General features: G+C 48.7%; 19 protein-coding genes. 8 read left to right on the top strand and 11 right to left on the bottom strand.

Features of this window, described 5'->3' with window-relative positions; genetic code table 11:
* Positions 1-370 precede the first annotated feature (370 nt).
* Both HPT30_RS30390 and HPT30_RS10415 read right to left on the bottom strand, forming a co-directional pair.
* A complete protein-coding gene (locus tag HPT30_RS30390) occupies positions 371-4,726 on the bottom strand; it encodes an S-layer homology domain-containing protein (protein WP_175371330.1) in 4,356 nt (1,451 codons plus the stop codon).
* Between the two features lie 234 nt (positions 4,727-4,960).
* Complete coding sequence (locus HPT30_RS10415; RefSeq protein ID WP_175371329.1) at positions 4,961-6,709, bottom strand: glycoside hydrolase family 13 protein; 1,749 nt, start codon at positions 6,707-6,709, stop codon at positions 4,961-4,963.
* Between the two features lie 279 nt (positions 6,710-6,988).
* On the opposite strand from HPT30_RS10415, the gene HPT30_RS10410 reads away from it, so the two are divergent.
* A complete protein-coding gene (locus tag HPT30_RS10410; protein WP_175371328.1) occupies positions 6,989-7,984 on the top strand; it encodes a LacI family DNA-binding transcriptional regulator in 996 nt (331 codons plus the stop codon).
* A gap of 43 nt (positions 7,985-8,027) precedes the next feature.
* On the opposite strand, the gene HPT30_RS10405 is transcribed toward HPT30_RS10410, so the two are convergent.
* Positions 8,028-8,234: a hypothetical protein gene (locus tag HPT30_RS10405; RefSeq protein WP_066372119.1), complete on the bottom strand. Its 207-nt coding sequence runs from the start codon at positions 8,232-8,234 to the stop codon at positions 8,028-8,030.
* A 30-nt stretch (positions 8,235-8,264) separates the two neighbouring features.
* Positions 8,265-8,846 (bottom strand): ATP-dependent Clp endopeptidase proteolytic subunit ClpP, encoded by a 582-nt coding sequence (gene clpP, locus HPT30_RS10400; protein WP_066372121.1) that lies wholly within the window; start codon positions 8,844-8,846, stop codon positions 8,265-8,267.
* Positions 8,847-9,031: 185 nt separating this feature from the next.
* Between clpP and HPT30_RS10395 the strand changes: the two genes are divergently transcribed.
* Together HPT30_RS10395 and HPT30_RS10390 are read left to right on the top strand one after the other, a co-directional pair.
* Positions 9,032-9,763, top strand: coding sequence for an RNA polymerase sigma factor (locus tag HPT30_RS10395; RefSeq protein ID WP_175371327.1), 732 nt, complete (start codon positions 9,032-9,034; stop codon positions 9,761-9,763).
* Between the two features lie 33 nt (positions 9,764-9,796).
* On the top strand, positions 9,797-10,681 hold the full coding sequence (locus HPT30_RS10390) for an NAD-dependent epimerase/dehydratase family protein (protein WP_312876325.1): 885 nt from the start codon (positions 9,797-9,799) through the stop codon (positions 10,679-10,681).
* A gap of 54 nt (positions 10,682-10,735) precedes the next feature.
* Here HPT30_RS10390 and HPT30_RS10385 read toward each other — a convergent pair whose 3' ends face one another.
* Complete coding sequence (locus HPT30_RS10385; protein WP_175371326.1) at positions 10,736-12,577, bottom strand: methyl-accepting chemotaxis protein; 1,842 nt, start codon at positions 12,575-12,577, stop codon at positions 10,736-10,738.
* A gap of 307 nt (positions 12,578-12,884) precedes the next feature.
* Between HPT30_RS10385 and HPT30_RS10380 the strand changes: the two genes are divergently transcribed.
* Positions 12,885-13,748: a type II CAAX endopeptidase family protein gene (locus tag HPT30_RS10380; protein ID WP_175371325.1), complete on the top strand. Its 864-nt coding sequence runs from the start codon at positions 12,885-12,887 to the stop codon at positions 13,746-13,748.
* A gap of 285 nt (positions 13,749-14,033) precedes the next feature.
* Here the strand turns inward: HPT30_RS10380 and HPT30_RS10375 are convergent, their stop codons facing one another.
* The 6 genes from HPT30_RS10375 to HPT30_RS10350 form a co-directional block, all read right to left on the bottom strand.
* Positions 14,034-14,783: an NADPH-dependent oxidoreductase gene (locus tag HPT30_RS10375; RefSeq protein ID WP_175371324.1), complete on the bottom strand. Its 750-nt coding sequence runs from the start codon at positions 14,781-14,783 to the stop codon at positions 14,034-14,036.
* A gap of 38 nt (positions 14,784-14,821) precedes the next feature.
* Positions 14,822-15,538 (bottom strand): trehalose operon repressor, encoded by a 717-nt coding sequence (treR, locus tag HPT30_RS10370; RefSeq protein ID WP_175371323.1) that lies wholly within the window; start codon positions 15,536-15,538, stop codon positions 14,822-14,824.
* A 108-nt stretch (positions 15,539-15,646) separates the two neighbouring features.
* Positions 15,647-17,737: a PTS system trehalose-specific EIIBC component gene (gene treP / locus HPT30_RS10365; protein WP_175371322.1), complete on the bottom strand. Its 2,091-nt coding sequence runs from the start codon at positions 17,735-17,737 to the stop codon at positions 15,647-15,649.
* A 39-nt stretch (positions 17,738-17,776) separates the two neighbouring features.
* Positions 17,777-19,480 carry an alpha,alpha-phosphotrehalase gene (gene treC, locus HPT30_RS10360; protein ID WP_175371321.1) on the bottom strand — a complete coding sequence of 568 codons (1,704 nt, stop codon included), beginning with the start codon at positions 19,478-19,480 and terminating at the stop codon, positions 17,777-17,779.
* 219 nt (positions 19,481-19,699) lie between these two features.
* Positions 19,700-20,602: a LysR family transcriptional regulator gene (locus HPT30_RS10355; RefSeq protein WP_175371320.1), complete on the bottom strand. Its 903-nt coding sequence runs from the start codon at positions 20,600-20,602 to the stop codon at positions 19,700-19,702.
* 318 nt (positions 20,603-20,920) lie between these two features.
* On the bottom strand, positions 20,921-22,144 hold the full coding sequence (locus HPT30_RS10350) for a multidrug effflux MFS transporter (RefSeq protein ID WP_175371319.1): 1,224 nt from the start codon (positions 22,142-22,144) through the stop codon (positions 20,921-20,923).
* Positions 22,145-22,368: 224 nt separating this feature from the next.
* Between HPT30_RS10350 and HPT30_RS10345 the strand changes: the two genes are divergently transcribed.
* The 4 genes from HPT30_RS10345 to HPT30_RS10330 all read left to right on the top strand — a co-directional run bounded on the left by HPT30_RS10345 (position 22,369) and on the right by HPT30_RS10330 (position 26,661).
* Positions 22,369-23,025: a helix-turn-helix transcriptional regulator gene (locus tag HPT30_RS10345; protein ID WP_175371318.1), complete on the top strand. Its 657-nt coding sequence runs from the start codon at positions 22,369-22,371 to the stop codon at positions 23,023-23,025.
* Positions 23,026-23,181: 156 nt separating this feature from the next.
* Positions 23,182-24,528: a spore germination protein gene (locus tag HPT30_RS10340; RefSeq protein WP_175371317.1), complete on the top strand. Its 1,347-nt coding sequence runs from the start codon at positions 23,182-23,184 to the stop codon at positions 24,526-24,528.
* Positions 24,521-25,585 carry a GerAB/ArcD/ProY family transporter gene (locus HPT30_RS10335; RefSeq protein WP_175371316.1) on the top strand — a complete coding sequence of 355 codons (1,065 nt, stop codon included), beginning with the start codon at positions 24,521-24,523 and terminating at the stop codon, positions 25,583-25,585. Before HPT30_RS10340 ends, HPT30_RS10335 begins: the two co-directional genes overlap by 8 nt.
* On the top strand, positions 25,582-26,661 hold the full coding sequence (locus tag HPT30_RS10330) for a Ger(x)C family spore germination protein (protein WP_175371315.1): 1,080 nt from the start codon (positions 25,582-25,584) through the stop codon (positions 26,659-26,661). The genes HPT30_RS10335 and HPT30_RS10330 overlap by 4 nt, the downstream gene beginning before the upstream one ends.
* Positions 26,662-26,689: the final 28 nt, after the last annotated feature.

Below are 26,689 nucleotides of genomic sequence, written 5' to 3'. Positions count from 1 at the left end.
TTTCATGAAGTCGCCTCGTTTCCACTGTTTGTAGGGGTACAAACACTGTAACGAACGGGCGGCTTTTTTTCTACCTTTTTTTGGCTAATCAACAGGCCTACATTATTGTATCTTATTTTTCAAAAAAACAAGTTGAATGGGGTATTCTGGAAGATTTAAGGTACAATATTGCACTTAATCACCACTAACCCTTAGCGGCAGAGTATTTAAGGTACAAAAATGCCGTTAATCCCACTTCGGGAATTCTAGTAATAATTCATAACGTCACACTCAAGAATAGCCCCGTAAAACCATACCTACGCATATAAAAAAACAAGCTGTCCCTAAGTGTCAGGAACAGCTTGTTAATACCACACTCGTTCAGCGCAGATTACTCCGCTTTTTTATCAAGCAAATTCAGGATGATTGTAACTGCCTCTGCTCGTGTTGCTGTCCGGTTAGGCGCAAATTGGTTCTGGCCAACTCCGCCTACCAGGCCTTCGTTCGCTGCAGCTGCAATGTAAGGAGCAGCCCATGCCGGTACATCTTTGGCATCTGCGAAGGTTAGTTTAGCTTTAGGATCCACCGTAATTCCCAGGGAACGTACGATCATGACCGTCAATTCCGCACGGGTCAGCTTCTGTTCCGGACGGAAAGATCCATCATTATATCCGCTGATGATGCCTTTAGACACAGCTTGTGCTACATAGGACTTCGCCCATGCCGGAATTTTATCCATATCCTTGAAGGTTACACTATCACTGTTCTCTGGCAATTGTAATGCGCGAGCCAGCATCGTGATGAACTCGGCACGGTTCACGTCCTTGTTCGGACGGAATGTGTTGTCGTCATAGCCATTGACGAATCCAGCTGCAACAGCCTTTTGAATAGCTGCCGCTGCCCAGTGACTGCCAGTATCCGTCAACACAGGCTTCGCAGGCACATCCGTGCTTCCACCATTGGTTGCAGGTGTAGCTGTCGGTGCAGGGGTCTGTGTTGGAGCTACCGACGGAGTAGCCGATGGCTTAGCCGAAGGTGAAGGCGTTGGTACAGACGGTACTGAACCTCCTGGTGCCGGTGTAGGTGTTGGTACCACTGGCGTAGGCGTTGGAACTTCCGGTGTTGGTACTTCTGGTGTAGGCACTTCTGGTGTTGGTGTTGGATTAGTTGGTACTTCTCCATCATTCTCTTTCTTGATGATACCATACTGATCAATGATAAATGGTTCTGCATTATTCTTGTTCTGGTCGATCTCATACGTCACGGCAGTCAGCTTGTCGCCATCTACAGTGATGCCGACAAAGTTTTGAACCTGACCACGCTTAGGACGGGTGTTGTCGCTTGGATCAGGACCGTATGGAGCGGCATGGTTCTCATCTGCCACTTCAAAGAGGTTATAATAAGCCTCTCCCAGGGCAGGCTTTTGATTTTTGTAATAAACCTTTGCTCCCGCTGTTGCCGGAATGAGGTAGATTGAACCATCCGGGTTAACCGTGTATTCTACAGTTTTTCCAGCGAGCGTTTCTGTAATCTTCTCTGTAGCTGCAGCAGTCCCGTCAGCCTTGATCGGCTTGGTACGGGCATAGATATGGTCATGTCCTTGCAGGACAAAGTCAATTCCCAGCTCTGCCATGATCGGAGCAATTTTAGTTCTTACGCCATTCGAGCCCATGATATCTTTGTCCGTTGCGTGATTGGATGTCGTGTATGGACCTTTATGAATATTCACAATAATCCAGCGTGCACCGGCTTCATGAGCCTCTTGTACATCTTTCTTCAACCACTCTACTTGCTCGTTGCTGAAGTTAGCATATTGATCGGAATTTTCGTTGCTGTTCAGGACCACAAAATGAGCGTTGCTGTAATCATAGGAATAGTAAGCGCCAGTCACAGTCGCTGAGCCAGCTGCTTCCTGAATATTGAAATGCTCATAGAAGGCATTCGCTTTATCTTCATGATTACCTGCCGACGGTGCAATGGTTGTGTTAAGCAGACTATCCTGCGAATGGCCAAGCAGCCAATCCCATTGCGTCTCATTAGTACCTGTGTCCACAATATCTCCGTTATGAACAACGAATTCGGCATTCGGCACAGTCTTCAGTGCTTTAGCCAGCGTCTCTGCAGAGAGAATCGCTTCATCTTCTGATTTTGCTTGGGTATCTGCTAGATCAACGAAGGTAAATGCCCCCGATTTAGCCGCAGTACGGAAGGTTCCCGCCGTACTCCAAATACCCAACGACTCATCACCTACACGGAAGTAGTACGACGTATTGTCTTTAAGTCCAGTCGCTTCCGCTTTATGCACCATTTCTCCCTTAGCATTCGTGGAGACAGACGAGCGGCCAGCAAACTTGGTTGCTTGCGTAAAGTCCGGGGTAGTTCGTGTGTTCTCTACTACTTGCAGATCACTTCCCTTGGACACCAGCGGTGTATACCAAGTGAAGCCTTTGGCGCTGGTAGGGTCACCGTTAAAGGTTACTGTCACTTTGCTCACGGAAGGTTGAGCCGCGATCACGCCCGCCGAGTTGGTTCTGCCGCTTACCGCTTTAATTACAAACTGATAGTTCTTCGATGCATCCAGGTTATCTACTGTATAGCTATAAGAGTTTACCCCGTCCTGAGCCGGAACGAATGTCGACCAGTTAGGGGATACCAGATCATTCTTCTCATAGATGCGGTAGCCGGATACCGCTGAACCGGAAGACGGTGCATTCCATGTCAAAGTCGTCTTGCCGTCTGCATCAGCAACCGCTTGGGCCTGCTGTACAGGAGCAACCGTTACATCCGACTTCTGAATGGTGTATTGATCATAAAGATCCGTTGTTCCTCCGGTAGTTGTCGTGTAAGCTTGGAAATTCAACTTGTCATTGGTGATCGTTACACCTGTGAACATTTCCTTGCCAGGCTGTTCGTATTTAGCTGCAAAAGGGAATGGACCCGCCTTCTCGTTAACGTTATATTTCTTGTTACCAGCAGCATTCGTAATCAGATACAGCGTACCGCCTGGATCTTTAACCTCACCGTTCGCATCCGGTACGATATCCGTTAGCGGTTCATTGTTTAGCATTTGATAGCTGCGTGTATAAGTGTGGTCATGCCCGCCAATGACCATATCAATACCCAGTTCGTCGAACACCTTCGTTAATTGAGTCCGGTAGAACAGAACATCAGCGTCTTTCGTGTGGCTGGCTACAGAGTATGGCGATTTGTGCAACAGCACGATTTTCCATTTCTTATCTGTCTTGGCTACTTCATTGCGCAGCCATTCTACTTGCTTGTAGTAGATTTCATTATTGGCAGCGTTGGTGCTTGTGCCATAATATTCGGTGTTAATGATCATAAAGTGTGCAGGGCCGTAGTCCAGCGCATACACTGAGCCGTCCGGCTTAGCGCCTGTGTTCGACATATTTGGCAGATTAAAGTGTCCTGCATAGTTGCTGTAGTTCTTGCTCTCATGGTTACCGACGAGTGGAACGAGTGGTGTATTCTGCAAAATGGCCTTTGGCTTATCAAAGAACCATCCCCACTGCTCTTCCAGATCACCGTTATCCACCAAATCGCCGGAGTTCAGAATGAATTCCACACCCGGGAACTTGCCCAGACCCTCTTGCAGCGTATGATTCCAAATATCAAAGTCCGCCTCAGTGGTACCTTGAGAGTCCGTAGTATAAAGGAACTGGAATGCTTTGTTGTCCGCTTTTTCCGTTGTGAAAGTTCCGATATCACTCCAGTTTCCAGCTTGTCCATCACCAACACGGTAAGCATAGGCTGTTCCCGGCTGCAAGCCTTCAGCAAGCGCTTTATGGCTGGTGATTACTTTAGTATTCCCAGCAGTTTTGTCTGCCTTGGACTGAAACACGCTGGCAGGTGTGGATGTTCCCTCGAAGCTCAGGACTCCCGCTTCCGGAAACTGACCATCAACTAATTTCGAGGCTTCTACTACGTCCAGCTTGGTGCCCGTTATCGTCTCCGATGCATACCAGGCAAATCCCATACTAGTCTGCGGATTGCCGTTGAATGTCAGGGCAATCGACTCCGGCTTTCCTGCACCCGGAACCACAGGGTCAACTGGAGGATAAGCAATCAGGCTCATTGCCCAATAAAGATCGGAGCTGGATCCTCTGCCCTGATGCACTTCAGCCGAAAGAACGTTGTTTCCGTTCTGCAGATTAGCTTTAATAATCTCCGTAAGATCGACTTTCGCCGTATTGGGATTACCATTGTTAAGCGTGCTCTTCGTTAAGTAATTGACAGGGCCTGCCGGCATACCTTCACGGTAAATTTCTGTGCCGTTCAAGTACAGGATTACGCCATCATCGAATCCGAAAGATCCCATGATCCGGTTATACGCACCAAGCTGAGCTGTATTTACATTCAGATTGGTACGGAAATAGGACGTCATATATTTATTGGCTTTGTCTCCGCCGTAACTAATCTCTGTTTTCAGTGGGCCAAATTCGGAGGTACTTACTCCGGAACCATCATCTTTGTACCCTAGCGGAGCTTGTCCCGATTTCCAAGTGGAATCATCATAGACCGCCTGCCAGACCGTACCTTGATCGCTACCGTCATCGACATACTTCCAGGAAGCATTGCCTTCCAGTAGTGTCAGAGGTTGAAGTGCCTGCGTCCGCAGTTCCATACCTTCTTCATTAGCCGCTGCATAAACGAATCCGTTCGCTGCAACCCCCAATACCATAATCAGAGCCAGTGTCATCGATACCGCTTTTTTAAACAACCTACTCATTTGTGCCTCCCGTATTCGTGGTATTTTATCTATGTACCGACTCATGGTAACAACCCAATGTGTTCATTATGTGAGCAGGAACGCAAGAGAACGTAAAAAAACCCTATAAAACAGGGCTTTTTTTTACACACTACTTGAACAAGCACACTAATAAATGGAATAGCCTATCCTTTTTAGCAGAAAAAAATCCTCCGACGCAAGTTTAAACATGGTCGAAGGATTATGAAATACCTGTTACACAGGTTCAGTTAAGACAGCGGAATCACTTTGCAGCAATGGAGCGTTAGCATCCGTACTCTCCTGATCAGCAGGCACACCCGCCAACAGATAGACACGGGACTCGTAAGGCCGCAGAGCTACCGTCTCGATAGATTCCCCCGAATCTACAGCATAATTATGCAGCATCAGTTGATGAGAATCGAAGTGTAATTCTACCGGCAAATCGAACAGCGCTTCCTTGGCGGTCAGATTCGACATCACGAGCAGCTTCTCAGCACCAAGCGTACGAGTATAAGCGTAGATGCTTTCATTGTCAGCCAGCAGCAGATCATAGGTACCATAGATCGCCACTGAATGCTGCGCCCGGAGCGCGATAAGCTTTTTATAATGATGATAGATGGAGTCCGGATCCTGTTGTGCACGTTCGACGTTGATCTCCAAATAATTAGGATTGACCTTCATCCACGGCTTCCCGCTGGTAAAACCGCCATTCTCGCTGCCATCCCACTGCATTGGTGTTCTGGAATTGTCGCGTCCATTCTTCCAGATCACTTCCATGATCTCCTCATGGCTGCGACCGGCTGCAGTCTCAATGCGATACATGTTCTTCATGGCCACATCGTCGTAATCATCCATGGAGTCGAATCTCACATTCGTCATCCCGATTTCCTGCCCCTGATAAATAAACGGAGTTCCCTGCATGAGAAAATACATCGTTGCCAGCGATTTGGCTGATTCCAGCCAGTATTCGCCGTCGTTTCCCCAAGTGGAGACGGAACGCGGCTGATCATGGTTCTCTATAAATAGCGCGTTCCAGCCCCGGCCCTCCAGCCCTTTCTGCCAGCGGGACAACGCAGATTTCAACGCAATGATATCCAGACCACCGGTAACACTTTTATTCCACAAGGCCAAATGTTCAAATTGGAAAATCATATTGAATTTGCCCTGCTCCTCACCGACCCACTGCTCCGCCTGCTCAACGCTTACTCCACTTGCTTCGCCAACTGTCATGATATCGTAGCGGTCAAAGGTTTCCTGCTTCAGTTCCTGCAGAAACTCGTGAATGCCTTCCCGGTTCATATGACCGTCTGTCGATGGAACATAAGGGAGATTATTAGGATTCGGAAGATTAGGGAAGCCCGCTACCTTCTTGATATGGGAAATGGCGTCTACCCGGAAACCATCGATCCCCTTGTCCAGCCACCAGTTGACCATACCATACAATTCCTGGCGAACCTCTGGATTCTCCCAGTTAAGATCAGGCTGTCTCTTGGAGAACACATGCATGAAATATTGTCCGGTTCTCTGATCCAGTTCCCACGCAGAGCCGCTGAAAATACTTTCCCAGTTGTTCGGCTCATGGCCATCCACCGGATCGCTCCATATATAATAATCCCGTTTCGGATTATCCTTGCCTGAACGCGCCTCAACAAACCACGGATGCTCGTCCGAGGTATGGTTAATGACCAGATCCAGAATGAGCTTCATCCCCCGGGCGTGCACCTCACGCAGCAGTTGATCGAAGTCCTCCATGCTGCCGAACTCTTCCATAATGTCCTGATAGTCAGAGATATCATATCCATTGTCATCATTAGGGGATTTATAGATCGGGCAAATCCAGATGACATTAATCCCGAGGTCCTGCAAATAATCCAGTCTGGAAATGACCCCCTGCAAATCGCCGATACCATCTCCGTTGCTGTCCATAAAGCTTCTCGGGTAGATCTGGTAGGCTGCAGCTTCTTTCCACCATGTTCTATTCATGTATACGCTCCTTTAAATAACTACGGTTTAGGTTTAGTTAGGAAAATATTTTCCTGAATTTCATTCAAAACACCCTGTAAACTTATTAATTACATCAAAAATACTTTATTTTCGGTAAAAAAACATATAATAAAAGGGAAATTATTTTCCCACAGCGATCATTATAGGATTTTTTATTTTCCCGGTCAACACATATCTTTGGATTCTAACGGGATTCCATGATATGCTGGTGTCGCATGAGAGCTGGATAACAAGCCTGGAAAGTTATGGTGATTTGAAGTGAAAGTAACCATTAAAGATATCGCCAAAATGGCCGATGTCTCTATCTCCACCGTTTCGAGGGTGGTCAATAACAGTAAGCCCGTCAACGATGAGGTACGCAAGCGGGTGCTCGACGCCATTAAGCAAACCAATTACCGGCCTGACCTCACTGGGGGCAGCGCCGGAGGCAGCAATGACAATCTGATCGGTGTCATTATTCCTCAGAGCAACAATACAGTGCTGGATGATTTCAATCTCGGGATTCGCAATCTCGCCGAGTTATATGGCTATGAAGTGATCGTAGGGTTGACAGACAGTAGTATGGAGAGTGAGCTGCACTATCTGGATTTGTTCAGACGTCTTGGCACCCGGGGAAATATTCTGGTCGGTTCGGTGCCGCAGCAGGAGCACATGGAGCTTATCGCCGCTTCATCCGTGCCTTGTGTTCTGGCCGGGCAAGCTTCACAGATTCCCTCCTTACCTTCTGTTCATCTGGACAACATCACTGCTTCCTATGAAGCGGTAACCTATTTGATCCAAAAGGGACATCGTAGCATCGCCATGATACGTGCGGCTGGAGAAAGTGCAGTTGGGGGCGATCGTTACCGTGGTTACCGGCAGGCACTTGAAGATGCGGGGATACATATCGATGAGAGCTTGGTTGTGGAAAGCGGGTTCTCGGTGGAAAACGGGCGGCTGGCAATGAAAAACATCCTGAGTAGCGGGCAGCAACCTACAGCCGTATTCTGCTCGACAGACTGGATGGCGGTGGGGGCGATGAATTATCTCATCGACAGCGGCCTGCGCATCCCTGAGGATGTGGCTGTCTTTGGTTTTGACAACAGCTATGTGGCCTCCCTTGTCCGCCCGAAGCTGTCCTCTGTGGAATATTCCGGCACAGAAATAGGGAGAACAGCGACGCGGACCCTGATCAAGCTGATCAAGGGCGAGGCGGTCTCCCCCAGCCATGCCAATGTGGCGCATCATTTGAAGATTCGGGAAAGTACGGGTTAGGGAGGTTAACTTCCCTGATCCGTTTTTTTAGATCCGCTGAAAATTATTGAGCAAAACCTATCCGTGGATGCACATGCTCCTTAATATCAAGCGTAACGGCCTGAATGGATGTGATAGGGATGTACATCTCCTGATATTCTGTTACGTATTTAAGATACTTGTCTCCAGTTTCCTTCAGCACTCCGCCTCTGACACTAGTACCGTCAAGAAAATGTATTGCGACTTCTTTTCCCTCTAAAGCTTCCACCATAATACTTCCTCCTTCACTTGCAGTATTTTTTTACAGATGGGTAATAATCTTGTCGATAATTCCATATTCCAGCGCTTCCTCAGCGGTCATGAAGAAATCACGGTCCATATCCTTCTCGACCTTCTCCACGGACTGCCCCGTTCTCTCAGCTGTAATCTGAACCACTTTGGACCGCAGTTGCAAAATACGCTTCGCGCTGATGGCGATATCACTGGCTTGCCCCTGCGCGCCGCCACTTGGCTGATGAATCATAATCTCACTGCTCGGAAGCGCACACCGTTTTCCTTTCGCCCCGGATAGCAATAGTAAAGAACCGAAGGACATGGCCATTCCTGTGCAAATGGTGTTCACCTGCGGCTTGATTAACTGCATCGTATCGTAAATACTGAAGCCAGCGGTAGTGACACCACCGGGACTGTTAATGTACATATGGATGTCTTTGTCCGGATCTTCTGCCGCGAGGTAGAGCAGCTGGGCTACGATACTATTAGCCATTCCATCTTCAATCTGCGACCCCACGAATACAATCCGGTCCTTCAGCAACCGGGAATAAATATCATATGATCGTTCTCCCTGGCCGGTCTGTTCGATAACATACGGAACATAACTCATTGTATATTGCCTCCATCTCTCAATTATGTTTTGTGTTCTGACCCGTAAACGTCCCAGGGAACCGAAAGGATACGCCGCCCGCGCCAATTATTTTTTTGCCGACTGCGTATCTTCATCTATACTTTATTCGTTTATTATTAAGAAGGAACAGAATTCCACCTTGCTGTAAAAAGGAGATGGCCCACATGATGACCTTTAATGATCAACCTGCCGGAATGATGCCGGATGCCCATACGACCACATTGCTGCAAGCTGCCCTGAAGCGTTATTGTCTCTCATTGACCCAATCATCTTGGGATGCGGAAGATCTCGCACAGGATACCTGGATCAAAGTACTTAGCTATCTGCAAAAAGCAGAGCACAGAAATATCGAGGCACTGCTTCTGCGAACCGCCAGAAATACATGGATAGATACTGTACGACGCAAGATGACCTTCGCCCGAATTCTGGGACTTCAGCCTCCAGCGGCAGAAGATATGGAAGACAGCGGCACCGCCGGAACTGAAGCTGCTTTCCAGGCTCTGCTGGAGCATCTGTCACCGCTGCAGCGGACGGTCTTTCTGCTCCGCGATGTGCTTGGGCATTCCGCCCTGGAAGCGGCGGAGCTGCTGAACACCACGGAAGGCGCGGTCAAGGCTGCACTGCACCGGGCACGCCAATCCCTGCCAGACGTACGAAAAGAGCTAGCAGATGAAGGGCCGCGCTGGCGGGAAGATTCAGACTACCTGCTTCACCTCCAGCGGCTTGCCGCCGCCTACGAGAAAGGACAGGTTGCAGAATTGATCCGACTGTCGATGCTTGATACGGTGCGGGATACTGTCCTTGCTGTGGCTGTATCATCTGGCCAAACGATCACTGCTGGAGGCTACGGAGCGACTGGCTGGACAGGACAGCCTGAGATGAGAATGATCGCTTAATCTAATTCAAATACTGGAACTGCAAGGAGAGCGATGATGAGACATATATTAGTACTTGGAGGAACACGTTTTTTTGGCAAACGTCTGGTGGAACGCCTCCTGGAGGATAAGGATTGCGAAGTGACAATCGTGACACGCGGAGAAACCGCCGACTCCTTCGGTAACCGTGTCCGCAGAGTTCACGTTAACCGTAGGGATCAAGCCGCTCTGGCTGAAGCGGTAGGAGACCGGGAATGGGATGTCGTCTATGACAACATCTGCTTTTCACCTAACGATGCCGCAGCGGCCTGTGTCATTTTTAGCGGCAAAGCCAATCGTTACATCCTCACCTCAAGCCTGTCGGTCTATGATTTCAGTGATCGGATGATCACTGAAGAAGATTTTGATGCGGCGGTGTACACGCTGCAATATGGTGAAGCAGAGGACTTTAGCTATAAAGAAGGCAAAAGACTGGCCGAGGCCGTTCTGATCCAGCGTGCCTCTTTTCCAGTAGCTGCCGTCCGGATTCCGATTGTGCTTGGCACGGACGACTATACACGCCGGCTGCATTTTCATATTGAACATATCCGTAAGGGTGAACCCATCGCAATTGATCCCAAGCCGCAAATGTCCTTCATCCGTTCCGATGAAGCTGCAGATTTTCTGTATTGGCTAGGGGGTTCCAATATCACCGGACCTGTCAATGCCTGCTCGAATGGCGCCCTGCAGATGGGCGAACTGCTCAGCATGATTGAAACTGTCGTCGGGCAAAAGGCTATGATTGTGGCAGAGGCTCCAGCGGAGCATAGCTCTCCATTCTATATCCGCCAGCCGTGGTTTATGGACACAACAAAAGCCAGGTTGGCAGGATATTCCTTCCTCGACCTGGCTACATGGATGCCAGAACTGATCACTACGTTAAATCGTTCATATGAGTGAAACTGTCAAATTATAGCGAAAAATTGCCCGGGTAATATTAAAGCAAGCCCAGCTCTAGGCTGAACTTGCTTTAGGGTAAGGAACAACGGTTTCCGTAGCCGAAGATGCAGCATCACTGCTCTCCGCCTTTACCCGTTTCCCTAGCGGAAGTGATTCGGAATGATTGACCGAATCGCTTCCGCTATTTATTTTGAACACATTGATCTCCTGGAACAGCTTCTGTGAGATTTCATGAATATCAACAGCCTGCCGGGCAATGGCGGCGATGGACTGATCCTGCTGAATGCTGGAGGCATTCACTTCCTGTACCCCTGCCGCTGTCTCCTCAGCAATAGCAGCCACGGAGTGCACAGATTCAGCAAGCCGGGTATTCATCCCGCGCGTCTCATCCACCTTGTCATGAATATGGCCGATCTGTTTGCTGATCTCAGCAATCGACTGGTCAATCGCCACAAAAGATGCCAACGTCTCCTCAACCTTCTCTTCTTGCTCCTCCAGATTCCCGCGCGTCTCTAGCATATCTTGCTGGAAATCTTCCATCCCTTGTTGAAGTTCGGCAATAATCTCGCGAATATGCCCGGAAGACGCTTTCGTCTGATCAGCCAGTTGCCTAACCTCATCTGCAATTACTGCAAAACCTTTGCCATGCACCCCGGCTCTAGCAGCTTCAATCGCAGCATTCAGTGACAAAATGTTCGTCTGGCTGGAAATTTCCGTGATGGTCTGGGTAATCCGCGAAATATCCCGCGACTGTTCAGCAAGCCTGTCCAGCGTATGATACACTTTGCCCACTGACTGACGGGACTGCCCCGAAACCTCCCGAAGGGCGGTTACAGCTGCCGAGCCACTGCGTGTATTTAGATTGGCCGTTTCACTGGTCGTCAACATGACCTCTGTATACTCTGTGATCTCTTGAATGCCGCGCTCCAATTCCTGAATCAGCCCGGCACTCTGCTCAGACTGCCCGGCCTGTTGATCAGCACCAGATGAAATATCCTGGATTGTTCTGACGATATCCTGGTTCGTATGAGCAGTAATGGCCGATGACTGCTGGAAAGAATTCGAATAATCCGCCAGCGTAGAAGCCACCGTCTGTGTCTGCTGCAGCATTTCTCTAACCCGGCCCACCATATGGTCAAAATGATGACTTAGACGCCCAAGCTCATCGTTATATGGAGAATTGATTTGCTCCCTCAGGTCACCTTCGGATATTTTGCGTAATGCCGCTTGCAGTTTACGAACAGGATTCAGGAACGAACGAATCAGCACCACAGCAATCACAAAGGTGAAGATCAAGACAAAAATAGCTGCATAGAGCACAACTGCATTGGTATTCTTCAGCAGATCAAAGGACACTCCTTGGGCTTGCTCGGCATTTTCTGCCGCCGCAGTGTACAGCTTCCCATTGCTCGCCAGCATGGTCCCGTTTAGTTCCTGTGCCTTCGTATGTAATTCGTCGATTTTATCTAGAACGGTCATCGGGTCGAGACTGCTGTCATTCAAAGTCTGAACCAACTCGTCGACAACGCCCGTATATTCCTTGGCCTGGCTCTGCAATTGCTGCAGTCCCTCCTGTGCAGGAGTATCCGATCCAAACTCTACTTTAGCCATTTCCGCATATAATTTCTTCTCCTTCTCCTTGAAAGCATCGGCCCATTCCAGATCACTTGTCCCGGCCAGCGAGGCTTCCACACTCTTCATTTCCTGCAGCAGCTGCGTAAGCGTAGAGACTGTGATTCTATTTTCCATCTCTGTTTTCTGCGTTTCCATGGATTTCTCGATCTGATTGATTTTGTACCCCTGGTAAACAGCCACCCCTAAAAAAATCAGTGCTACAGCGGAAAAGCTCAGGATCAGCTTCCATTTCATCGAAAGATGCATGCGGGTTACCTTCAAAAGAATCATCCCTCCATCAAAAGCCTCATGTGCAAGTAGGTACATTCTACCAACACATATTGATTGTAGGAGCCAGATATTAAATGTTCCGCACAGTTTTGTTCGGCGAACGTAAAGATTGTTTTAACAATGTGTGAAAGTGAAGGGTACAGCTAATACGAGTCCAGGGGTTCCCTCGACCGAGGGTCCGTTCCTGCTCGACTTTGGTCTGGGGAAAATTCTGGACTTGAGATTGTTCTGATCAGGACATAACACTTGCTATACTTCTACGTGGACATACATACTTTTGGTAAAAGGGGTTCACATCATGAAAACAAACGTTGGCAGCACGCCTGCCACAAGTACCAACGGGGATATGGAACGTATTCGCTCCGCCAGACGGGGATTATTTGTCTTTTTTGCACTACTTATCCCGCTCTCCATTCTCGGTTATGTGCTATCTATGAAACAAGAGATCTACGTCCTGTTCCTGATGTGGACACCGGGACTGGCCTCCATCTTCGCCCGCTTGATACTGCGTGAAGGCATATCAGATATCTCCTTGAAGATTGGCGGAAAGCGTACACTGAAGACCTTGCCATTTATACTACTGTTTCCTGTAGTTATTGGTCTTGTCGGCTACGGAATTGCTTGGATCACAGGGCTGGTACAATTCGACACACCGGATACATTCATCAAAGCCCCACCTGCGGTTATATTCACGGGACTGTTACTCGTGCAAATGGTTCTAGGCACAGCTTTAGGCGTGATTAGCAGTGTCGGTGAGGAATTGGGCTGGCGTGGCTATATGCTTACTCGACTGATTGACGCCCGCGTTCCCCAACCGATACTTATCAGTGGACTCATCTGGGGCGTATGGCATCTTCCCTTGATCCTTGCCGGGAACTATTATTCAGGGCCGTATCCTGTGCTCTCCGTTATCCTGTTTATGATTTCGATTACCTCCATGGGATATGTCATTGGGCGCCTGCGGTTAACAACCGGTAGCTTGTGGGCTGCGACGTTCCTGCATGCCTCATGGAATGCTATCATTCAGGAAATCTTCGATGCCTTCTCCAAAGGGGATAACGCACTGCTCTGGACGGGAGAGTCCGGCATTCTGGTGGCTCTTGCCTTGCTGGTAGCGGCAGTAATCATTTCACGGAAACCGCTGTTGGCAAGAAAATTGTAATTATAACTGAACTTAAGATTTTTATATGGTTAAGGTTGTCATTGCGGAAAATGTTTGGACTTCCGGCCGCTGTTGTCTCCAGATTTCTTGGGATTATACCGCTATTCGCGGATAAAATCCGGAGACAAAGGCGTCGCTTTCGCTCCTACAGTTCCAAAATCCCCCTCCATTCCGTTACCCATATGTTAAATTCCCCAGTTCAATCTATATAATATAAAAAGAAGCATTCCTGCCAAATACGGCTTTAGAATGCTTCTTTGCGCTAACCTGTACAGCGGACCGCTCTTATTCCTCCCGCTCCTTATCATACATAAACCCTTGCTGTTTGAGAGTATTCCGGGCATCGCCGTACACAGGATTATTGGCATAGAAATGGGCGACCCAACTAGTCCAGCTTCGCTCAGGAAGACCTTGCTGCTGCAAGGATTGACGGTGCGTCTCATTGTAAGCCTGTAGTAGCCCAGTCTGATCAGGGTTGTACTGCTCTTCGTGGTAGACGGCCTCCATAGGGAGACGGGATTTCTGCGGACTCTCCGCGCCGGGATAACCGACACACAGACCTGCGATAGGAAAAACATACTTCGGCAGCTGCAATAGCTCAATCACAGCCTTCGTATTGCGGCGGACCCCGCCGATCGGAATGGTTCCGAGACCCAGCGATTCTGCGGCCGTGATTGCACCAGCCATAGCAAGACCAACATCAGCCGCCCCAACTAACAGTGCATCCACATCGGAAGCCGCTTCAAAAGGCTGACCTTCTATCTCGCTTGCCAATCCCGCCCGGTAAAAGTCCATGCAGAACACGAGAAACACCGGTGCCTCGGCCACATGCTTTTGATTACCGCTCAGTTCTGCGAGCCGCTGTTTCCGCTCCTGATTATGGATTGCAATAATCGTAAACTGCTGACCATGGACCCAGGAAGGTGCAGCTTGAGCCGAAGCAATAATATTTTGCAAATCCTCAGTACTCACTGCCCGGTCAGAATAGTTCCGGTAAGAGCGGTGGTTCGTCAACGTTCGTATAACCTCATTCACAAAAGTTCATCCTTTCTGTCTTCACTAACTAATAAAACCTAAGGAATCCGCCGGGCAAAATCCACGAATTGGAACTTGTCCAGGCGGTGTCTCGATTCTGTATACTGAAACAAGGTTGTATCTTCCAGAAATACAAAGTTGCGGACAAGTACTACATGGGTCAGTCCGTTCAGATCCAGTAGCGCCCGGTCCTCGTCCGTAGCCTCTTCGACAGAAATCTCTTTTTTGGCATAACTGATCACCAGATTCAATGTCTGCTCCAGATATTCATAGATAGAGCCTGCGGCTAGTTCCTCTGTCAGCAGAACGACTTTGTCCGGCCGAAAATAATCTTTGTCCAGGATAATACGCTCGCCTTCAATCTCGCGGACCCGGATTACCTCCCAGACAGGTTCCCCCGGCTCTATCTGCAAACAATCCGCAATAGAAGGCGAAGCCCCGGTACAGACGGTCCTTTGTACAAGGGTACGCGTCGAACGGCCGATTTTTCCCGACATCTCCTTGAAGCTGGTAAGCCCCGTGACCGGAAAGTTCATGCGCCCGATATCCAGCACATAAGAACCCTTGCCTCGAATTTTCTGGATAAACCCATGCTGTACTAGTAAATTTAGGGCTTTGCGGACGGTTTCCCGCGAGGTAGAGTATGAACTCATTAGTTCATTCTCTGAAGGCAGTTTGGTCCCCGGGGGAATCTTGCCTGACTGAATTCGTTTTGCATACGTATTAAAAATGCTCTGATATATATTTTCCTTCAATTCCATCACCGCTTACCATTTTACCATAATTCTATGTTAAAAAAAGAAACGGGCATTGTCCTTTGCTGGACGATACCCGTTTCTGCTTACACTATGATTGATTTTCTCTTACTCTGCATTCAAGCGAATTTTCAAGCTGACATTTCGTCCAGCCGCCACTGCGCCTGGCGCAGCTTCTTCCACGCCTGCAATGATATCCTGACCGTCCGGAATGATAATCGGCGTAATCAGCGGTAATCCTGCCGCAGAAATCGCCGCCATATCAAATTCCAGCAAGAGCTGTCCAGCCTTGACCTCATCCCCGATATTGACATGGCTAGTAAAAGCGCTGCCTTTCAGGGATACCGTGTTGATCCCGACATGGATCAGCACCTGTACGCCGGTGCTATGCTCCAGAATGACGGCATGCTTACTCTTGATGATATGTGCCACTGTACCGTCGAATGGCGCGATTACACGTCCCTCTTCGGGCTCAATGGCGATCCCTTGCCCCATCTGTCTTTCGGCAAAAGCCGGGTCAGGAACGTTCTCAAGCGGTACTGCTTTACCCGTCAGTGGAGCAAAAATATTGAGTACCCGGGTACCATCTTCCTCTGTAACGATGCCGGAAGATGGAATACCAGACTCAGCCGCCACGGAGGTAGCTGAACCTGCATCAAGCTTATCGGTAGCGCTACCGGAAGCTTTCGCGCCTTGTACAGGAGTCTCTGTATGCGCTGAGTGATCCTCGGAAGCTGCTTTAGTTGTTACCGCAGCTGTACCAGTTGATCCTGCGGCAACTGCACCCTCCTTGCGTCCAGCAATTTTGCCGTACAATACAGTTAAAACAAATGGCACGACTAGTACGATGCCCATCCCGATGAAGAACACGCCCCATTGTTTTGGGAAGATCGACAGGAAGCCGGGAATCCCCCCGACGCCGATCGAGGACGCCAACACATGGTTTATCGTTAACAGAACGCCGCCAATTGCCGATCCGATCATCCCGAAGATGAATGGATATTTATAGCGGATGTTCACCCCGAAGATTGCCGGTTCCGTAACACCGAGGAATGCCGAGATCGAAGAAGTGGCTGCGAGCCCCTTAGCCTTCTGATCTCTCAGCACAAGCATCATCGCGAGTGCCGCTGCACCTTGAGCGATATTGGAAAGTGCCAGCATCGGCCAGAGGAACGTCCCGCCCTCACTGCCGATCAATTGCACATCGACTGCGAGGAAGGTATGATGCATCCCCGTAACTACGAGCAAAGCGTATAACCCGCCATAGAGCAATCCCCCGAGTGCTGGTAACGTATTAAAGACATGTACAAGACCGGAGGTAATGGCATTACCCAAGGCAAAAGTAACCGGACCAATTAATACAAACGCCAGGAAGCTGGTAATTAGCAGGGTGAGCGGGGCCACAACAAGCAGCTTGATGGAATCGGCCACTCGTTTATTCAGGAAACCCTCAATCTTCGCCAAAATGTAAGCGGAGACCAAAACGGGCAGCACCTGTCCCTGATAACCGATTTTCTCAATATGCCAGCCGAAGAGATTCCATACCGGTATCGTTCCCTTAGTAGAAGCTTCTGCATAGCCATAGGCACTGAGCAGATCCGGGTGAACCAGAATCAGACCGAGTACTATTCCTAGCAGCGGACTGCCACCGAATCGGTTCACTGCCGACCAACCGATCAGCGCAGGAAGGAAGATAAAGGCTGTATTAGCAATCAGGTTAATAATAGAAGCAATATCCGTCCACTGAGGATAGACCTGCACCAGTGACTGGCCTTCGAAGAAAATCCCCGGTCCGGTCAGAATATTGTTGATCCCCAGCAGGAGACCGGCAGTCACGATAGCCGGGAGGATTGGAATGAAGATATCCGACAGCGTCTTGACTGCACGCTGAAGCGGATTCTGCTTCTTCCCGGCTGCGTTCTTGACATCATCCTTAGATGAGCGCGGCCCACCTGTAATTGCGATCATTTCATCATATACTTTGTCCACGAGTCCCGGTCCAATGACAACCTGGAACTGGCCCTGAGAGGAGAAATGGCCTTTAACAAGATCGTTACTCTCCAGAAGTGCATGATCGACCTTGTCTTCATCCGCCAATGAAAAGCGAAGCCGGGTGACACAATGGGTAGCCACTTCAATATTGTCTTTGCCGCCGACGGCCCGAATAATCTCTTCTACATTTTTTTTATCAACAGCCATGTGATTCACTCCTTTATCACTGTATTTCCGTATTGATTCTTAGTTAATAACCCACATACACGAGGCATAAGGCGACAACTTCAGCTCTGTCCCTAGTTCTGGAACCATCTCTGTATTGGCAATGAGCAGTTCATACGACTTGCCCGCCAGCGCAGCTTCTGCAAAAGACTCCGGCAGCTTGAATGTCGCCGACTGGCCGCTGAAATTGGAGACTACCACCAGCGTTTCCTTGTCAGAGACCCGTGCATAAGCAAATACCTGCGGATGGCCTTCATCCAGACGCTCATAACGGCCATCGGTCAGAACTGCCAGCGATTTACGCAAGCCAATCAGCTTGCGGTAATGATGGAGAATCGAATCCGGGTCGTCTAACTGCTGCTGCACATTGATCTCCTGGTAACGCTCGTCCACCTTAATCCACGGCGTTCCCGTAGTAAATCCGGCCTGTGGACTGTCATTCCACTGCATCGGTGTACGGGAATTGTCGCGGGAACGCTCCCGGATAATATCCATTGCTTCCTCTGGCGTTTTCCCCCGTTCCAGTAGGATGCCGTACATGTTCCGGGACTCAATATCCCGCAGCTCGCTCATGTCTGTCCAATGAGGATTAGGCATGCCAATCTCTTCCCCTTGATAGACATAAGGCGTACCTTGCAGACCATGTAGGGTAGTCGCCAGCATCTTAGCGCTTTCTACACGGTAACGTCCATCATCGGCAAAACGGGACAACGCCCGCGGCTGGTCATGATTGTTGAAGAACAGTGCGTTCCAGCCCCCGCCTTCCTGCATGCCCTGCTGCCAGCGGGACAGAAGGCTTTTCAGAGCCTCAAAATCATACGGCATAAGCTCCCACTTCTGCCCGTTCGGATAATCCACCTTCAGATGATGGAAATTGAACGTCATAGAGAATTCCTTCTCATCCGGATTGGAATAACGGAGACAGTGCTCCAGCGTGGTGGAAGACATCTCTCCTACCGTGATCGCGTTGTAAGGACCAAATACCTGCTCATATAATCCTTTAACGTACTCATGCACCCTTGGACCATCGGTATAGTAGCGTCGTCCATCGCCGGGAAGAATGCTGCCATCATCGTCGGGGAACGCCTGATCCTTGGAGATGAGATTGATCACATCCATTCTGAAACCGCTAACGCCTTTATCCGCCCAAAATTTCATCAGCTTTACGACCTCTTCGCGCACCGCCGGATTTTCCCAATTGAGATCGGCCTGTGTCTTGTCGAACAGGGTCAAGAAATACTGGCCAGTGGCTTCATCATACTGCCAGGCGGAACCTCCGAACTTGGACTGCCAGTTATTCGGCGGGCCTCCATCCGGCTTCGGGTCCTTCCAAATATAATAGTCCCGGTACGGATTATCCTTGGAGCTTTTGGACGCCTGGAACCAGCGATGCTCTGTTGAAGAATGGTTAACCACGATGTCAAGCATAAGATGCATGCCACGGCTTTGGACACCTTCCATCAGCTCATCAAAATCCGCCATCGTTCCAAACTCCGGGTTGATTTGGCAATAATCCGCCACATCGTATCCGTTATCATTTTGCGGAGACACATAAACCGGCTGAAGCCAGATAATATCAATACCAAGCTGCTGCAAATAGTCAAGCTTGCCTGTTAGACCCCGGATATCACCTTCACCGCTGCCTGTTGTATCCATAAAGCTTTTGGGATATACCTGATAAACTGTAGAACGCCGCCACCAATCCTGCGTTTTTGAAATAATCACAGTTTAGTCCTCCTTGCCAGCAAATTAATTAATCATGTATATACAAGTTCATTAGCCTTATCATAGTATTACTTGTATATACATGTTGTCAATCGGAAGAATTTATTCCCTGTCTCCATCTATAAAAAAACGGTTATTGCTTCTAGGAGCAATAACCGTTACTTAACCTATTCCCTATATTCTAAATCAATATTCACACGCAACAGAACAATCTATGCATTATTCAGCAATTGCTTGCTGAAGCGCTTCGACATAGGCAAGGGCAAGCTTGGACAACGCCGCATTCTTATGGCTGATCCAGCCGACATTAATGGTCTCATCACAATCCAGAGGCACCGGAATGATCTCATTGCCGTTCAGGTCCGCGCTCAGCACCCCGGTAGAAATAGTATATCCGTTTAGGCCAATCAGCAGATTGAAGAGGGTTGCTCTGTCATTCACCCGAATGCTTTTCTGATGGGACAAGGTGCTTAGAATTTCCTCGGAGAAGTGAAAAGAATTGTATTCCCCCTGCTCAAAAGACAGGTAAGGATAATGTTGAAGCTGGTCAACCGTTACGATGGACTGCTTCGCCAGCGGGTTGTTGATGCTGATAAAAATATGCGGTTTGGCCAGAAACAGGCTGTGGAATTCCAGGTTCGCCGATTGCAGCAGCTTGTTGATGACCTTGGCGTTGAACTCATTCAGGTACAGGATACCAATCTCGCTGCGCAGACTTTTGACATCCTCAATAATTTCATGGGTCTTCGTCTCACGCAGTGCCAATTCATATTCATCATGACCATATTCACGGACGAGATTCACGAACGCATTGACCGCAAAGGCATAGTGCTGTGTGGACACAGAAAAATGCTGCGGAGACGGCTTCGCATCGAGATACCGATTCTCCAGCAGTTCGGCTTGTTCCACGACTTGCCTGGCGTATCCAAGAAATTCGGCTCCCTCCAGAGAGAGTGATATCCCTTTGTTGGTGCGTTCAAAGATCGTAATCCCCAGTTCTTTCTCAAGCTCTCTGATGGCATTGGACAAGCTCGGCTGGGAAATAAACAAGCGCTTAGCCGCCTCGTTCATAGAGCCACGGCTTGCCACTTCAATGACATATTTCAACTGTTGTAAGGTCAATAGAATAATCCTCTCTATATTTCAATTGCTTAGAGGGGATGTGTCCCCACCTCTCTTCCCTCTATTATATAATACATTTCAAGTTTTTACTTCCCGGCATACATCGTTCTGTTAAGAAAATGATTCATCAAGAGTGGTAAATAAATCAGCATCGGCCGGTCACCAAATCCAGGAGGATGCAAGATCATTTTCTGAAAAGGGGCTGGTGAAATTATCAAAGCTCCGGAAGACCTGGTCTAATCCGCCGCTTGGCCTGCTGATATATCCATCCAGAGAGACATTCATTTTAGCATGTAGGATTTCTTATCGATTGCTATTTTACGACTTCTTCCCCGGTCGCCGAATCATTAGCATATAACAGAGAATAGCGCCAACATCAGCCGCCGCGATGACAATCCCCATCGGCAGCGCCGTTCCACTGCCGCCAAGGCCAACCAGAGGCGCTACCAACGCCCCGCCAATCATCGACAGCAGTCCTTGAAGAGCAGATGCGCTGCCCGCAGATTGTCCCTGTTGTTGCATTGCCAGGGAGAAAGCTGCCGTGCTGACAATCCCTACACTGGACACCACCATAAACAATGGAATCAGAGTAGCCAGTAGCCCGGCTCCAAGCAAGGTCATTGCGAGCAGCAGCAGACCACCGACTGCGGCGTAGATCAGTCCGGCCACCAACAGCTTCGTCTCACCGAATCGTTCCGCCAATTTACCGGTAACCTGTCCAGTGATAATAATCCCGAGGCCATTCACGGCGAAGATCAAGCTGAACATCTGGGGTGTTGCTCCGAACAAATTTTGAATTACAAACGGCGAACCAGCAATATAAGCAAACATGGCCGCAAAGACCAGTCCCTGCGAAAGAGCATATCCCATAAACATCCGGTCACTCAGCAGACGTCCAAAGGTAGCCAGTGTACTCTTCAGCCCTCCCCCCGACCGCCGTGCCTCTGGCAGAGTCTCACGCAGACCGAATAGCACGGAGGCCAGCATGACAAGCCCAATCACACCAAGCACAATGAACACTCCCGGCCACGAAGTGAATCTCAATAATTGACCGCCAGCAATCGGTGCCGCGATAGGAGCCACACCATTGATAAGCATCAACAAGGCAAAAAAACGGGTCAACTCTGTCCCGGAATACATGTCTCTTACCATCGCTCTGGCTACTACAACCCCCGCCGAGCCACCCAGACCCTGAATGAACCGCAGAACAATGAGCGCTTCAATCGATGTGCTCATGGAGCAGAGAAACGAAGTAATCACATAGAGCGATAGACCAACGATCAGAGGCATCCGCCGGCCGCGCACATCACTAAGCGGCCCGGCGACCAGCTGCCCTACTGCGAGACCCACCAAACATGCCGTCAAGCTAAGTTGGGCCAGTGACGGACTGGAATGCAGATCCTTGGCCAGGTCGGGCAGTGAGGGAAGATACATATCAAGGGACAGCGGCCCAAATGCCGTGAGCGCCCCCAGAATCAAAGCAATCCACAAGCGGCCGGCTTTAGCTGGCTGCCTGGTGTTAACTTTAGAGCTGGAAATCATAATTTCTAATTCACAACCTGTCTTTAAGAGATAACGTTGTTATAATTTTATTACAACATTTATAACAAATTTATAAGACATACCTTGCCCTGTCAATCTTTAATTGAACAATGGTAAATTTATACTTATATCCTTTCCAATGAATACATAGCACGAATTTCGCCTGCTTCACTGCTATATGTTATAATTTTTTTACAAATCCAATGGAATCAGGAGTCATTCAGATGCAGAATAACATCGATGTTGCTGGACTGCTGAAGAGCATTTCAGTTATGATCGCAGCCCTGATGGGACCCTCTACGGAAGTGGTTGTGCATGACATGGAGAATGCGGAAATCATTCATATCGAAAATGGCCATATTACCGAAAGACAGGTAGGAGATTTGGAGGACGCCAATACCATTAACCTGCTCTCTCAAAGCGCCGAGCAAAATAACACCCTGATCGGGTATTTAAGCACCGCCAAGAGCAACAAGCCACTTAAATCATCCACTCTTTTTATCAAAGATTTGGACGGTAAACTCAAATACACGCTGTGTGTCAATCAAGACATCTCCGCCTTCAAAAGCGCCATGGATCTACTAACCCACCTTACCAGCACATTTACTTATGAGGTGACCGACGTACAGCCCGGCGGCGAAACGATCAAACAAATCACGACGAAGCTCATTATGGAGGAGATTTTCAAGGCCAAGCCATTCTCTATGGACTCCAAGGAAGCCAAGCTGAAAATTATCCAGCAGCTGGACGACAAGGGTGTCTTCGACGTTAAAGACGCGGTCCCTAAAGTCTGTGAGTTGCTCTCTATCTCCCAGGCCACCCTCTATAACTATCAGCGGGAGCTACGAGTGCGCAAGGAAAAAGAGTCCACACGCAAGTAACATCAGCACCCCCCACTTTTTTAACTCAACAGAACTATAATAAGAACAGGCGCCGCGGACCCCATCTCCCGGCGTCCTTTTTTTGCGCTGACTCCCAGTCCCTGCAAGTGGATAAAAAAATGGAAACCATCACAGAATATGAGCGAGGTGGTTATTATGAGCAACTTGATCGAACAGGACTGGGAAAAGGATTTGATTCATACTTTCGATTTGAACAGCGATTTCTCCATAAAGACGGTTACGCTGTTCGATCAAACGGTAAAAGTATATTATCTTAGCTCGCTCGTGGACCTTACGAGTACATTGGTTACATGGGATCAGGTCATATCAGCGACTGGAGAAGACAATCACTCCCTGGCGAGAGACCTTCTTCCGCTGGAGTTTACAGTAGATGGCTCCTACCAGGAAGTCGCCGATTCCCTCGTTAAGGGCAAACTGATCGCTAAGGACCCGAAATCCGGTAAGGCGCTCGTACTGGACGCAGATATGTGGCCGCTAAACCGCTCTATCTCAGCTTCAGAGAACGAGAATCCGCTTCAGTCTTCTATTGATGGATTCACGGAAAAACTGGATACCAATATAGGCCTGATCCGCAGGAGAATCAGCAATAAAGAACTCGTCATCGAATCGTATATCCTGGGAACCAATTCCCACAGGGAGATCGCACTCATCTATATGAAAAATGCATCTAACCCCAAGGTTGTCCAATCTGTCAAAGACCGGCTCAACAGAAACAAGCATAAAGATGTCATCCATGTGAATGGCCTGCTGCAGGTACTGGAGCAGCCTAAGTATTCGCTGGTTCCCACCTATTTGACTTCAGAGCTGCCGGGAGAGGCCGTACAGAACCTGCTGGATGGAAAAGTGGTTATTCTGATGGACTTGTTTCCTAACGCCTACTCTTTTCCAGCCATCGTCAAAGACCTGTGGTCTTTCAAGCTGGACTTAAACTACCCTTACTTGTATCTCCTGTTCTTCCGCTGTATCCGTATTGCAGGGATCGCCTTCGCGATTATTATGCCCGGACTGTATGTTGTGCTTAATTCTGTAAATCCGGAACTTTTACGGATTCAGCTGGCGATTTCTGTCGCGAAAAGCAGGGAAGGCGTTCCCTATCCCTCATTTGTAGAAGTGATGCTGATGCTGCTCCTCATGGAAATGGTGATTGAGGCTACTATCCGGCTACCCAAGAACATCGGCCCCACGATCACGATGGTTGGAGGCATTATCCTCGGGCAAGCGATTGTACAGGCCCGGCTGGTGAGCAATCTGCTGATTATTATTCTGGCCGCAACGACCATCTCCAATTTCACAATGGCTGGTTATCTCAATACGATTGGAATTCGCATCTTCAAATACGTCGTCCTGGTTCTGAGTTCTATTTATGGCATCTTGGGATTACAGGTAGCAATGATCTGGCTGTTCATCTATTTTGCCGCACTCAAGACGTTTTCGGTGCCCTATTTAAGCCTTAGCACGAAAGGAAAGAGTCCGGATGACTAAACCCATGGTTGTCATGCTGTTTATCCAACTGCATCTGACAGCGATGCTGTCCATTTTTACAGTGAGAATTCTGGAAGTCACCTCGCTTGCCCATTGGGAAGCCATTCTGCTTGACTGTGTGCTGGAGATGCTGCTGGTCTGGGTCTACCTGAAGGGTTTATCCCGATTCCCAGGGAAAAATATGATCGAAATCATCTCCGAAACAACGGGAACATGGCTGGTCCGGCTGATTCTTCTCCCCTTCGCAGTCTTTCTGTTCTTCCACCTCACCTTGTTAAACCGTTACCAAATTTTCAAAATCAACGTAGTTTTGCTTCAAGATACTCCGCTTTGGGCCATCACTTTGATCTATATGGCTCTCCCCTTGTATGCAGCCTGCAAAGGGTTCTCTGTCATTCTTCGCATCAGTGCGGCGCTATTCATCTTCTACATTCCTTTTGTGCTGTTCTCACTGTTCATCAGCGCTCATAATTTTGACTTTCATAACATCTTTCCGATCTGGGACCCGAAAATGACCTTTTTGGCCCAACCCACTTATTATTCCAGCCTCATCTCTTTCTCAGGCTTTCTGTTTCTTGGCATGTTATCCCTCGACAAACCTTTCAAGCCCAGCAGATTAATGTTGGTTATGATTATCCTTGCCTTTTTCTACCTCTCCACCGTTTATGTCCCGTTACTTATTTTCAGCGAGGAGGTCGCTATCACTTTTCAATATCCCAACGTCCTAGCCTCAGACACGATTGATCTGGAATGGGTCGTCTTCGATTGGCTGCCTACATTCTCGGTGGTCTCCTCCACCGGTCTGGGCATTCTGGAAGCAGCTACGACACTCTGGACAGCTACGACCCTAATTAAGAAACTGTTTCTGCCTATCAACGAAGTGTGGATCGCCTCAGGCTTGACCTTAGCCATGTTTTTGCTCAGCATGCTGGTTAGAAATAGTTCTGACCTGAATCATTTCTTACTAATGAACAGCATCCCAGGAATTTATAGCATGCTCGTACTCCCGCTCGCTGTGGCTTTGTCCGGCTTATGGAAAAGGAGGGCCTCCGCTTGAAGCGCAGAATCATTCCCCGGCTGCTGCTCGCATTCTGCCTCCCTTGTCTGCTGAGTGGCTGCTGGGATATCAAAGACATCAACAAACGTTATCTCCCTGTGGTGATGGGCATCTGTGATGGAAAAACTGAAACCTACCACGTAACCCTTCAGGTTCCTACTGTTACCGGGACGACCCAAATTCTGGAGCAGGAAGCCAAGTCCATCAGCAAAGCCCTTGATTTGATCCGGACCAAATCCGAAAAGCATGTCGATCTTCTCCATTTGCGGTTGATCCTGATCAGTGAGAAAATGGCCGAAAAAGGAATCGACGACATTATAGACTACGCCATTCGGGCCGATGATATCTCCATCAAAGGCATGGTAGCCATTGTTACCGGAGACTTCCAGAAGGCACTGCACCATCAAGTCGGACCGACGCCAGAGGTGTCCTCCTATGATTATTTCAGTGAAGAAGCCGGCTGGACGCCCAATGTATCGCTCGTCCGGTTGTGGGAGGCTTATAAAGTCAGCCGCTCTTATACACAAGATACAGCTATTCCGCTGGTGGAGGCGGGAACAGACACGTTATATGAATTCAGGGGCTCCGCCATTATGAGGAACTCCAAGATGGTAGGCACATTAACGCCTGATGAGACACTGATCAACAATATTTTCTCTGAAAAATATACCGGCGGAACCATTGAGACTGCTGAAGATGCCAGCATCCTGATTAAGAAGGCCACGGTTCGTCATCGAATAAAATGGGGAGACTCCGGTCCGCAGTTAAACAGCAAACTCCATCTGGATATTGAGGTTTCCGAGAACAAGCAAGGACTTTCCAATCAGGAAATCACCGAGGAGATCAAGACATCCATTGAGAAACGGGGTGCCAATATCATTGACAAGCTGCATACCCTCAAAGCAGACGTACTCGGGATTGGTCAGTTGTTCAAGCCAAAGATGACGGTAGCACAGTTGAAGGAATGGAAGGAGAGATGGTATCCGAAATTGCAATCCAAAATTGAGGTTGAGATCAATATCCGAAATAACATCTATCTTAAGGACAAGCTCAGAGAAAATAATCTCCGGATGTGATGAATTTCATATGATCTGACAACCAGAA

Origin of the sequence: Paenibacillus agri (genome assembly GCF_013359945.1) — a bacterium.
In the GTDB taxonomy this organism is placed as follows: domain Bacteria; phylum Bacillota; class Bacilli; order Paenibacillales; family Paenibacillaceae; genus Paenibacillus_AQ; species Paenibacillus_AQ agri.
This window is presented reverse-complemented; position numbering and strand designations above follow the sequence as displayed.